The 11,588-nt window shown below is 69.1% G+C and carries 10 protein-coding genes and 1 riboswitch; of the genes, 2 read left to right on the top strand and 8 right to left on the bottom strand.

From position 1 onward, the window contains the following. From thiC to ACFE7F_RS05330, 3 genes are all read right to left on the bottom strand, one after another. A partial coding sequence (thiC, locus tag ACFE7F_RS05340) for a phosphomethylpyrimidine synthase ThiC (protein WP_375402810.1) occupies window positions 1-1,232 on the bottom strand: 1,232 nt, incomplete at its 3' end. A gap of 43 nt (window positions 1,233-1,275) precedes the next feature. After that, a riboswitch (TPP riboswitch) is annotated at window positions 1,276-1,366 on the bottom strand. Between the two features lie 127 nt (window positions 1,367-1,493). Further along, the gene (locus ACFE7F_RS05335; RefSeq protein WP_375402809.1) at window positions 1,494-2,528 is read right to left on the bottom strand and encodes a ferritin-like domain-containing protein; all 1,035 of its coding nucleotides are present in this window, start codon (window positions 2,526-2,528) and stop codon (window positions 1,494-1,496) included. 21 nt (window positions 2,529-2,549) lie between these two features. After that, complete coding sequence (locus ACFE7F_RS05330; RefSeq protein WP_375402808.1) at window positions 2,550-3,515, bottom strand: ferritin-like domain-containing protein; 966 nt, start codon at window positions 3,513-3,515, stop codon at window positions 2,550-2,552. A 159-nt stretch (window positions 3,516-3,674) separates the two neighbouring features. On the opposite strand from ACFE7F_RS05330, the gene ACFE7F_RS05325 reads away from it, so the two are divergent. Together ACFE7F_RS05325 and ACFE7F_RS05320 are read left to right on the top strand one after the other, a co-directional pair. Then, a complete protein-coding gene (locus ACFE7F_RS05325; protein WP_375402807.1) occupies window positions 3,675-4,256 on the top strand; it encodes a sigma-70 family RNA polymerase sigma factor in 582 nt (193 codons plus the stop codon). Further along, window positions 4,246-4,959 carry an anti-sigma factor domain-containing protein gene (locus ACFE7F_RS05320; RefSeq protein ID WP_375402806.1) on the top strand — a complete coding sequence of 238 codons (714 nt, stop codon included), beginning with the start codon at window positions 4,246-4,248 and terminating at the stop codon, window positions 4,957-4,959. The genes ACFE7F_RS05325 and ACFE7F_RS05320 overlap by 11 nt, the downstream gene beginning before the upstream one ends. A 3-nt stretch (window positions 4,960-4,962) precedes the next feature. Here the strand turns inward: ACFE7F_RS05320 and ACFE7F_RS05315 are convergent, their stop codons facing one another. From ACFE7F_RS05315 to ACFE7F_RS05295, 5 genes are all read right to left on the bottom strand, one after another. Continuing rightward, window positions 4,963-5,814 (bottom strand): MipA/OmpV family protein, encoded by an 852-nt coding sequence (locus ACFE7F_RS05315; RefSeq protein ID WP_375402805.1) that lies wholly within the window; start codon window positions 5,812-5,814, stop codon window positions 4,963-4,965. Window positions 5,815-5,888: 74 nt separating this feature from the next. Next, window positions 5,889-6,323 (bottom strand): DUF2141 domain-containing protein, encoded by a 435-nt coding sequence (locus ACFE7F_RS05310; protein ID WP_375402804.1) that lies wholly within the window; start codon window positions 6,321-6,323, stop codon window positions 5,889-5,891. Then, complete coding sequence (locus tag ACFE7F_RS05305) at window positions 6,244-7,044, bottom strand: sterol desaturase family protein (protein WP_375402803.1); 801 nt, start codon at window positions 7,042-7,044, stop codon at window positions 6,244-6,246. The genes ACFE7F_RS05310 and ACFE7F_RS05305 overlap by 80 nt, the downstream gene beginning before the upstream one ends. Before the next feature lie 102 nt (window positions 7,045-7,146). Then, window positions 7,147-9,702 carry an exo 1,3/1,4-beta-D-glucan glucohydrolase gene (locus tag ACFE7F_RS05300; protein ID WP_375402802.1) on the bottom strand — a complete coding sequence of 852 codons (2,556 nt, stop codon included), beginning with the start codon at window positions 9,700-9,702 and terminating at the stop codon, window positions 7,147-7,149. A gap of 152 nt (window positions 9,703-9,854) precedes the next feature. Continuing rightward, window positions 9,855-11,492, bottom strand: coding sequence for an MFS transporter (locus tag ACFE7F_RS05295; RefSeq protein WP_375402801.1), 1,638 nt, complete (start codon window positions 11,490-11,492; stop codon window positions 9,855-9,857). Between the last annotated feature and the right edge of the window lie 96 nt (window positions 11,493-11,588).

Raw genomic sequence — 11,588 nt, 5'->3', positions numbered from 1 at the left:
TGGCCGGGGCCCTCGATCATCACCTGGACGTCGCTCGCCCAAGCGCGGTGGGTGAGTTCGCCCAGCGTGTAGAGCTCGGCGAACTGCGCCTCGTCGTTGGCGTCGGCGATCGATCCGGGGCGCAGACCGTCACCGAGCGAATAGGCGATGTCATAGGCCTTCATGATCTCGGTGATCTCGTCGAAACGCTCGTAGAGGAAGCTCTCCTTGTGATGGCTCAGGCACCATTTCGCCATGATCGAGCCGCCGCGGCTGACGATGCCGGTCACGCGCTTGGCGGTTAGGGGAACGTAGGGGAGACGGACGCCCGCGTGGATGGTGAAGTAATCGACGCCCTGTTCGGCCTGTTCGATCAGCGTGTCGCGGAAGATCTCCCAGGTCAGCTCCTCGGCGACGCCGCCGACCTTTTCGAGCGCCTGGTAGATGGGGACGGTGCCGATCGGCACGGGCGAGTTGCGGATGATCCATTCGCGCGTGTCGTGGATGTTACGGCCGGTCGACAAGTCCATGACGGTGTCGGCACCCCAGCGGATCGACCAGACGAGCTTGTCGACCTCGGCCGCGACGTTCGAGGCGACCGCGGAGTTGCCGATGTTGGCGTTGATCTTGACCAGGAAGTTGCGCCCGATCGCCATCGGCTCGGATTCGGGATGGTTGACGTTGTTGGGGATGATCGCGCGGCCCCTCGCGATCTCCGATCGGACGAATTCGGGAGTGACGTGGTCGGGGATCTCCGCGCCGAAGCTCTCGCCGTCGCGGACATGATCGCGGATCATGTCGCGGCCGAGATTCTCGCGGGTCGCGACGTATTCCATCTCGGGGGTGATGATGCCACGGCGGGCGTAGTGCATCTGGGTGACGTTCGCGCCTACCTTCGCGCGTAAGGGGCGCTTCGTGACGTTGGGGAACGGCTGGACGCCGCCGCTCCGGTCCGGGCCTAGCTGGCCGTTATCCTCGGGCTTGAGTTCCCGCCGTGCGTAGGGCTCGACGTCGCCGCGCGCCTCGATCCAGGAACGGCGGAGCTCGGGGAGGCCGGCCATGATGTCGATATGGGCGGCGGGGTCGGTATAGGGGCCCGACGGGTCGTAGACGCGCAACGGCGGCTCGCCGCACGACGGGTCGAGGATCACCTCGCGCATGGCGACGCGGTGCGGGCCGACATGGACTTTCCGCGAGCCCCGGATGGGGCCGGTGGTTACGCCAATCTCAGTACGCGCGGGCATGTCGGCCATCTGCTCTCTCCATTGGTGGAGGGAGCACGGGTGTCACCGCCTCTCCCTCCCTACGCCGGTGTCAACCGGATCAGGTTCGGCGGGTCGAGGGCTCCTGCCCTCCTCTCAAGCGCGGCGCGGCGCTCCCCCGGGGATGGCGGGGGAATACGCTTTTTGGGAAGTGCGCGCCAACGAAAAAGGGCCGCCCCCGAAGGAGCGGCCCTGTCCGCGTTCATGACGCTTACGTTCAACGGTCCGGGCTCGTCCCGTTCCGTTGAAAGCTTAGTTCGCGCCGCTCGTCCGGATCACACCGTTGACGCCCGCCGGGAAGAACCCGCCTTGGCTGACTGCGGCGCGGTTGTTGTAGACGACGTTGAGCACCTGCTCGGCCGTGCGGCCCAGCGCCAGGCTGTTCGCGTCCGTCGGCACCAGATTGGCCTCGGCGGCCGTGCCGATGCCTTGGTCGAGGTCGGACGGGCCGTCCAGGCCGTCGCGCGTGTCCGAGATCCGCTGGATGGTCGTGAAGATCCTCGGGGCCGCCAGGCCGCGGGCGTAGAGCGAAGAGCGGATCACGCCGTCGTGGTAGGCCTCCACCGCCAGGATGCCCGCCGCCGCCTCGAGCACCGTCTTGTTGGACAGCAGCCGGGCCGAGCCGCGGTAGGCCGTCACCCCGACATCGGTCAGCAGGTAGGAGCCGATCAGGAAGTTCTCGTCGTTCAGGAACGGATCGAACACCTCGTTCGCGCCGACCACGCCCGCCGCGCGGGCCGCGGCGGTGAACGCGCCCACCGCCGTGCCGGTGCCGATCGTCACGCTGGCGCTTCCGGACAGGTTGAGCGCCGGCTGAGCCGCGGCCGCGGCCCCGAGCGCGCCGCGCAGGAAGGTGATGTGTCCGATCTCGTCCGCGGCGATCTCGCGCGCGAACTGCGCGACCACCGGATCGGTGAAGGCGACGGCGCGCGCCGCGCCGCTGCCGCTCCCCGTGACCACGGCGCCCTGGGTCCCGACGCCCGTCTGCAGCGCGGTCGCGATCCCCGCGCCGGCAACGGCGTAGGAATAATAGTTGCCCTCGAGATATTCGAGCGACAGCGCGAAATTGAGGATGTCGGCGTCGCCGATCGCGGCGGTGGTCGGCGTCGGGGTGGGTGCCACCACGGCGACGTCGTCGTCATTGTCGTCGTCGCCGCACGCGCTCAGCAGCGACAGCCCACCCGACATCGCGGCGACGCCGCCGCACATCCGGATGAAGTCGCGCCGCGCAGACCGCTGGTTTTCCGCCTGATCGAGCATGTCGAGGAGGCTCTGCTTGTTGTTCATGATGATAACTCCTCTGGACGCTCAGTTGGCGGCGCTGCTGCGAATGGGGCCGTTGACGCCGACAGGGAAGAACCCGCCCGCGGTCGCGGCAGCTCGCGTGAGATAGACGATATTGAGCACCTGCCCGGTGGTGCGGCTGAACACGATGCCGCTGGCGTCGGTAGGCACGAAGTTCGACGCGAGCGCCGTGGTCGTACCCGCCGAGGTGGTGAGCGCGGTCGCGACAGGCGAGATGCCCTGGTCGAGATCGGTGGCCCCGTCGAGCGAATCGCGGGCGTTCGAGATCAGGTCGGCGTTGGTGCGCAGCGCGGGGGCGGCGACGCTGCGGGCGTAGAGCGAGCCGCGGACGATGCCGGCGTGGAACGCCTCCACGGCCAGAATGCCCGCCGCCGCGTCGATGAACGCGTTGTTGGTCAGAAGGGGCGACGCGCCCTTATAAGCCGTCACGCCCACATCCTCGAAGATGTACGCGCCCAGCAGGAACGAATTGTCATCGGCGTAAGGATCGAAATTCGCGCCGTTCGGCACGCCCGCCGCGACTGCGGCGGCGGCGAACGGACCGCCGGCCCCGCCGCGAATGTCTATAGCCGGTTGCGCCACCGTGGCGGCCCCAAGCGCGGTGCGGAGGAATTTGACGTGCGCGATCTCGTCCTGCGCGATCTCACGGGCGTATTGCCGAACGATCGGGTCGCTGAATGCGACTTGGCGGCCGCCCCTGACCTCGCCGCGCACCCCCGTGCCGGTCAGGTCCGAGTTGGCGAGGCCGGTCCCGAAGAAGGCGAAGGAGTAAAACTGCGCCTCGAGATATTCGAGATTGAGCGCGAAGTTCAGGACATCGGCGTCGGTCGGGCCGGCCTGCGCCTGCGCGGCGTTGGCGAAGGCGAAACCGCCAGCCCCGACGACCGCCGCACCGACCACGGACTTGAAGAAGTCGCGTCGTTTGGCGCGGGCGTCGAACGCCTCAATCATTTCGGCGGTGTCCGGCATGAAAATCCTCCCTGAACGGTACGAAAGCTTGCGTAGGCGACGAGTTCTTCCCTCGCCTTCACGGGGCAGGTACGCGCCGCCGTTACAAAGGATGCGAGGGCCGTTAACCGCCGGGAAATAATTTGCGGCTGCCGTACGTTCCGGGTACCCCATCGGTCGATGAAGTCGGCGACGACGACCACGGAGCGGGACTCCGACCGCTCGGCGCTGGTCGCCGCGATCGTCGCGACGGGCGTCGAGGACCGCGCCGCGTTCGGGCGGCTGTACCGGCTGACCTCCGCGAAGCTTTTCGGCATCTGCCTGCGTATCTGCGGCACGCGGGAGGCGGCCGAGGACGTGTTGCAGGAAGTCTATCTCATCATCTGGAAACGCGCGGGCGCGTTCGAACCGGGGCGCGCCAGCCCGATCACCTGGCTGGCGACGATCGCGCGCAACCGGGCGATCGACTGGCGTCGGCAGCACCCCCACCGCGTGTCGGGCGGAAGCGAGGAAGCGGACGCGGTCCCCGATCCCAGCCCCGACGCGGTGACGGGTCTCCTCGTGGAGGAGCATGAGCGGCGGCTGTTCTTCTGCCTCGAGGGTCTCGACGGGACGCAGCGCGAAACGATCCGCACCGCCTTCTTCGGCGGGCTGACCTATGCCGAGCTGGCGGGACGGCGCGGGGTGCCGGTGGGCACCGTCAAGAGCTGGGTCCGGCGCGGGCTGGCACGGTTGCGGGCTTGCCTGACCGATGACGCCTGACGACCGGGCCACGGCCGGCGAACTGGCGCTCGGCCTGCTGGACGGCGAGGAGCGCGCCGAGGCGCTCAGGCTGGTGCTGTCCGACCGCGATTTCGCGCTGGAGGTCGAATGGTGGCGCGACAGGTTCGCCGGATGGTTCGCGCAGTGGCCGGAGGTCATGCCGGACGCTGGGCTGGAGGAGCGGATCATCGCCGCCCTACCGGGGTCGGCATCGTCCGGGCCCGGCGTGCCGTCATTCCGGCGGGCGGCAAACCGCTGGCGCGGGGTCGCGGGCGCGGCGACGCTGGCGGCGGCGGGATTGCTCGCGGCGCTGGTGCTCCAGCCCGAGCGTACCCTGCCGCCGCGTCCGTCTGCCCAAGCGGCCATCGGACCCGCGCCGCTGCTGGCGGTGCTGACGCCGACCGACGACGCGAAGCCGCTCGCGGCGTCGGTGGACCGACGAACGGGTGTGATCACGTTGGTGGGTACCATCACACTGCCCGCCGACCGGGTCGCCGAGTTGTGGACGATCGCCGCGGACGGGGTTCCCCGGTCATTGGGCTTATTGGGGGCTGGGGCGCCGCGGCTGGCGGTCGCGCCGGGCGCTCGCGCGCGGCTGTCGCCGACGGTCGTGCTGGCGATCTCGATCGAGCCGCGCGGCGGATCGACCACGGGCGCGCCGACCGGCCCGGTGATCGTCACCGGGCCGCTCACGACGATCTGACCGCTAGAAGGTGTAGGTCACGCCGCCGGCGACCGACCATTGATGCTTGTCGCCGACATCGCGAACGATCGGCGAGTTCTTGTAGCGGCCGAGCAGGCGACCATAGAGGACACCGCCGCCGACGCCGAAGCCACGGCGCAGGTCGCCCGACAGGGACTGGACGCCGAACAGCGAGAAATTGATCTGCTTCCACCCGCTCTCGCCCGCGTCGTAGGCACGCAGCCCACTTGTGAGCGTCTGGGCGGGCGTGATGCTGTAATAGGTGCGGCCGTAGCCCTTTCCGACGTAATCAGCCGCGACGCCGAGCGAGACGAGCGTCGAGAGCGAGAGCGGGGTCGTGTAGTTGAGCTGGGGCGTGACGACGTAGCTCTTGTGCGCACTGCCGACATCCTGGACGACGCCGACGCGGGCGGTCAGCGTGTCGAAATCGCTGATGATCACGCCCGTTCGCGAGACGCCGACAAACGCCCCCGCTTCGTAGGCGGTGTCGATCTTGCCGAGCGCGCGGACCTGTCGGTCGTCGATGTTGCTGACGCGCTCGCGCCGGAACGCGCCGATGACGCCGAGCTCGAAGCCGGTACCGGGGCCCGGGGGATCGCGCGCCAGGTCGACATAGAGCTGGGTGCCGCGCGTGAAAAAGTCGTAGCCGTCGATCCGCCCGACCGCGACCGCGCCGGGGATGATGTCGTTGGTGTCCGCGCCGTCGTAATCGGGCAGGCTGACCGCGCCGAGGCCGACCGTCACGCGCGTACGGTCGTTGTCGGCGGGTGGCGCGGCGACCGGGCCGGTATCCTGCGCGAACGCGGGCTGGGCTATAAGGATGACGCCGGCGACGACGGGGGCGATAAGACGCAAGGCGGATTTCCTAATCTGTGTCGTTTCGAAGACGGGAACGCGCATCCGGCCTCCCCGGGTCCGCCCCGTGCCCGTCAGAACATGTAGCGCATGCGCACCTGTTGTCTGTTCGCCGCACCCACGACCGTGAAGCGCGCGGCGGAAAAGCGCGGCGGGCCGAAGCGGACGACCGGGTTGCGCGAGAAGCCGAACCCCTCGCGCGGGATGCCCGCGAAGGTGTCGAGCCGCTTGTTCCCATTCTCGTCATGCATCACCGCGGCGGCATAGTCGCCGGGCGGCAGGCCGTCGAAGGCGAGGAGCGGCGAGCCGGCCGGGGCATTGCGGCGCACCGCCAGCGCGTCGTTGTGACACGCGGGAAACGCCTTGGGACTGGCGGTAAGGCAGAGCCGGATCACGCCGTTCGCGGACCGAAGCCCGGCGACCGCGACGTCAAGCCGCCCGACCGGCGTCGCCGCGCCCAGCAGGAGAAACGCTCCTGTCGTCGCCAGCACGGCGAGCGGCTTGCGCATGCGCCTTGGCGAAGTCGCCGACGCCGCCGTCGGTGCCGCAGAGCCGATCCCAGAAACGGAAATAAAGGCCATAATTGCACCCGTAGCGTTCATGGTGCCGCTGGTGATGCGATGCGGTGATCAGCCAGCCCCCCAGCCGCCCCCGCCACATCCACGCAGGAAACACCTCCCACCCCATATGGTTGGTCACGCCCATAACCGTCATCACCGCCAGCACCAACCCGAGCGCACTCATGTGTATCGGAATCGCGAACACCAGTAGCGGAATTACCACAGCGCCGGTCAGCGCCTCGACCGGGTGGAACGCCATCGCCGCCCAGGCTGTGGGCGGGCGGCTGGCGTGATGGACGGCGTGCGCGAGCTTGAACGGCCCCGGCCGGTGCATCCAGCGGTGCGTCCAGTAGAACCAGGTATCGTGCGCGAACAGATACAGGAACACCGACACGGGCAGCCACCAGAGCGGGTAGGCGTCAATGTCGGTGTAGACACGAGTCCACCCCCGCTCGCGCCAGCCCCACATGACGAGCCCGGCGGGCACGCCGTAGATCGCGGCGGAGGCGAGGCTCCACCCGATCTCGCGCCGCACCTGAGCGTCGAGCCCGGCATAGAGCCGCGGATGCCGGAGCCGAGTCGCCAGCGCAAATCCGCCCGAGACGAGCAGGTAGCGCACCCCGACGATCAGCGTCATCGATAATGCGGCGAGGAGGAGGGCAACGGCCATCAGCGGGATATAGGACAAGCCGGGCGGGAACAGAACCGTCCGCAGCGGGGCCGACGGAGGTGGGTCGGTTCCGCGACCCGGCGCCCCCGGCACCTCGGTCGTTCAGGGCCGGCCGCACTGCATCGACAGCGATCCGCCCGGATGCGCGAGGCGGATGTCGGACACGGCCATCCGCAAGCGCCCGCCGGTGCGCAGCACGAACGGTGCCAGAACTTGCTGGAAGTTCGCCCCACCTCGCGCGAAGCATTGCAGGGGCACGCTGAGCGTCGTCCATTGGCCGGGCTTGGCCGCGCGGACGAAGCCGGTGATCGGCACGGTCGCGTCGTCGATTCCGAGCAGCACCTCGCCCGTCGGAGCCGCATCGACGCGGTAGTCGACGATGAGGTGGAGTTCTCCGTTCGCCTCGCGGGTGAGGTCGAGCGGTCGCGGCGCACTGATCCGCGCGGTGGCGACGCCCGCGCCATCGAAGGTGAACAGGCGGCTGTCCTCCTGCGCGCGGCGATCGACGCCCGAAACGCGGACGCGGTTCTCGCCGGTCGCCCCCGTGGGCCCGGTGACGACCACGGTGGGCCCGCCTTCCTGCGCCAGGTCGAGCGACCAGCCTGCGGGCAGCCGTCCGCGTCCGAACAGGATGCCGTCCGCGCCGGCCGCGACGCCCGCTGGGCGATCTTCCGACAAGCGCGGTAGGTCGCCGGCGCTCGCATAGGTCAGGCCGTGATCATAGGCGAATAACGGATCGTAATTCGCGTCGCCCCGGTTCAGCGGTGTCTGGTCCGCGCGCTTGGGCCAGGAATAGGAGAGCTTGCCCCGGAAATCGCTCCGCGCGCGGCCATTGCGATCACCGACGAGTACGTCGGCTACGCCCCCGCCCTCGCTGCCGGGCAGGAATGCGGCGACGAACGCGTCGGACGCGTTGAGTTCCGGGTTCACCCACATCGGGCGACCCGACAGGAACACGGCGACGACGGGGATGCCGGCGGCCTTGAGCCGGCGCATGAGTTCCAGGTCCTTCTTATCCGAAGGGCTGTACTCCAACGTCTGCCGATCACCGACGAACTCCGCATACGGGCCTTCCCCGAAGACCACGACCGCGACGTCGGGCTTGGCGGTGTAGCGCCCCTCGACGCTCAGTGTCGCGCGGCCGCCCGAAGCGCCGAGCGCGTCGCGGATGCCGGCGAAGATCGACTGGCCGTTCGGAAAGTCGGCGTTAGTGTTGCCCGTGCCCTGCCAATTGAGCGTCCAGCCGCCCGACTGCTTGCCGATATCGTCGGCCCCATCGCCCGCGACGAGCACGTTCGCCGTCGCGCGGATAGGTAATGCCTTACCGGCGTTCTTGAGCAGGACGAGCGACTCGCGCACGGCCTGGCGCGCGACCGCGCGGTGCTCGGGCGCGGCCAACAGATCGAGACGACCGGCGAGGGGCCGCTGCGACGGTTTGGGCTTCTCGAACAGGCCCGAGCGGATCTTGACGCGCAGGATACGGCGCACCGCATCATCGAGGCGCGCGGCCCCGATTTCGCCCGAACGCGCCTGGGCCAGCGTGTTCTGGTATAGCGGCTTCCAGTCGGTCGGAATCATGAACATGTCCAGGCCGGCGTTGATCGCGGCCGCGCAGGACTGGACGGTGCAGCCGGGCACTTGGCCGTGCGCGTTCCAGTCGCCGACCGTGAAGCCATCGAAGCCCATCCGTTCCTTGAGCGCGCCGGTGATGAGATCGCGGTCGCCCGTCGTCTTCACGCCCCGGATCGAGGAGAACGAGATCATCACGGACTGCACGCCCGCTTCGATCGCGGGCGGATAGCCTGCGCCGTGGATGCGCGCGATATCGGCGGCGCTGGCCGGGTTGTCGCCCTGGTCCTTGCCGCCTGCCGTGCCGCCGTCCCCGACGAAATGCTTGGCGGTGGCGAATACCCGGCCCGGTCCCATGAACTCGGACGTGCCCGGGCGCCCCTGCAGCCCCTCCACGAGCGCGCCGGCGTAGGAGGCTACGATCTCCGGGTCCTCGGAAAAGCCTTCATAGATGCGGCCCCAGCGGTCGTCGCGAACGACCGCCAGCGTGGGGGCGAAGGTCCAGTCGATGCCGGTAACCGCCATCTCGCGCGCGGTGACTTCGCCGATCCGACGCATCAGCTCTGGATTGCGCGTCGCGCCCAGGCCGATATTATGCGGGAAGATGGTCGCGCCGACGATGTTGGCGTGGCCGTGGACGGCATCGATGCCCCACACGATCGGGATCCATTTGTCGGCAGGCACACCGGCGCGCGACGCATCCCAATAGGCGTCCGCGAGCTTGAGCCACTCGAGGGCGGGCGCTTTTTCGACGCCGCCCGGGCCGCCATTGCCGCCGGTGAGAACGGAGCCGAGTTTGTAGCGTCCTGCGTCGGCAGGTGCGATCACGGCGGCCTCGGCCTGGATCGTCTGCGCGACCTTCTCCTCCAGCGTCATGCCCGCCACCATCCGGTCGATGCGCGCTTCCACCGCCGGATCGCGCGCGACGCGGCTTTTGACGATCGGCCAGAGCGCGGTCGTGTCCGACGAGGCGGACGAGGCGGACGCCACGACGGCGGACGACGTCGTGTCACGGTGGGTGCAGGCCGATATCGCGATCGCGATCGCACCTGCCGCTACGGCTGCCGGCAGCGCCCTAGATCTAACCATCATCCCTCCACCTTTATTGTGTGAACGTTATCATCCCTCGCTACCGTCCCGGCCGTTCGCCATCAAGCGGCTTGTTCGTCCCAAGTCACGAAAATGATGCGGCAAGCCGCGACCGGCAGGTGGCCATCCTAGGCCGCCGGCGTCGGATCGGGTCAGTCGCGGCGTCTCTCGACCTCCCGCAACTCCGCCAGCAACGCGTCCATCCCGTCGTCGGTCGGGGCGGTTCCGAACGACGCGCCCAGAAGCGTGCCGATCGTCGCGGCGGGGCTCGCCGGCTTGCCACTATCGCCGTGCTGGCCGAACAGATACTCGAGCACGAACGGCCGGCGTTCGCGCGACTTGATCAGGTCGGCGCCGGGAAAGCTGACGGCCAGCCGCAGCCCCGCGACGGAGGACGCGTTGCGCAGCGTCCGGCGCGCGCTGGTCCAGATATGGGCCACTACCTCGCGAGGCTCGACCTCGCCCGGCTCGTGGACGTTCGCCAGGCGGTGGAGGGCGTACAGGCCGAGGAGCGACGACAGCAGGAAGAAGAACTCCCACCGCGTGAACATCAGGCCGAACACCTCGCTCGTCCCGCGCGGGCTCGACCAGTCGACATGAAGGGCGATGCGGCGGCGGGCGAAGAAGTCGGCGGTGAGCCCGCCGACCACCGGGGCCAGGCCCGCGGCGACGGCGCCGACCAATGCGGTCGTCGCCATGTAGCTGGTCGCGGATCCCGCCGGGCTGAGCTTCATCACGATGTTGCCCGACGCCAGCCCGACGCCCGCGCCCGCCGCCCCCATGATGACATGGAGCAGGGCCAGATAGGCGACACGGGCCTCGGTTCCGGCGATCTGGCTGGTCAGGCTGATCCCCAGGATGCTCCCGATGAAGAGCGGGGTCGCGGTGGCGAGGACGGACTTGTTCGCGAACCGGTCGCCGAGCGTTCCCCAGCCGCGGATTACGGCGACGTTGGCCAGTTGGCTGACCACGCTCAGCATCAGCACGAAGCTCATCGGAAAGCCGAGTTCCCGGACGAAATAGACGGTGAAGAAGGGCGTCGCGAGGTTCACCGCGAATTGCCAGCTCGCGAGATAGTGGAGCATGTTGCGGAAGTTCCGGTCGCGCAAAGGATATCGGAGGAGGCGGTGAAGCGGGGCATTCGGGCCGGGGGGCGGCATCTCCGGCTCCGGCACCCGGGCCAGCGACGCCGTGCTGAGCAGACCGCAGGCGAAGCCGAACAAGTAGAGCACGCAGAAAACGCGGTCGCCGGCATCGCGCGACTCTCCGGCGAGGGCGAGTGCGCCCGCCGCGGCGACCGTCGCGACCACGCTGACTAGCGTGCCGTAGAATGCGCGCCGGGAGAAGAACCGCCCCAGGCGCTCGGGCGGGATCAGGTCGCGCATCCAGCTGTTCCAAGTGCACGCACCCACAGCGTTCAGGCCGTAATGGACCAGCGCGGCGGCGATCAGGACCGCGACCGCAACATCGCGGTCGGCGACGAACGGGACGATCGCATAGACCGGCAGCGCCAGACGCGCGCCGAAGACCGCGAGGACCGAGATCAGCCGCCGCTTGCGGACATGCTCGACCAGCTTGACCGTCGGGGCCTGGAGCATTTGGGTGAGCAGCGGGACCGCCGCGAGGATGCCGATCTGGACCCCGGTCGCCCCGATATGGAGCGCAAGCGCGAGGAGCACCACGCCGCTGTTCAGGGCGCCGATCGCCGTCGCCGCGGCGGCGTCGACCAGGAGAAACCGGAGCCCCCGATCCCGCTCCTCCGGGCTGACGACTTCCTGCGGCGATAGCATCGATGCGTCCTTGCGCTTCCGGGTTGCCGACCTGCCGGCCGCATCGTCGCCGTCTCAATGCGCGAAGGCGCGGGGCGGGGGCGAGGGGCGGGGGCG

The sequence above is a fragment of the uncultured Sphingomonas sp. genome (assembly GCF_964235535.1).
GTDB lineage: Bacteria > Pseudomonadota > Alphaproteobacteria > Sphingomonadales > Sphingomonadaceae > Sphingomonas.
The sequence above is the reverse complement of the archived record's forward strand: the minus strand, read 5'-3'. Positions and strand labels throughout refer to the sequence as shown.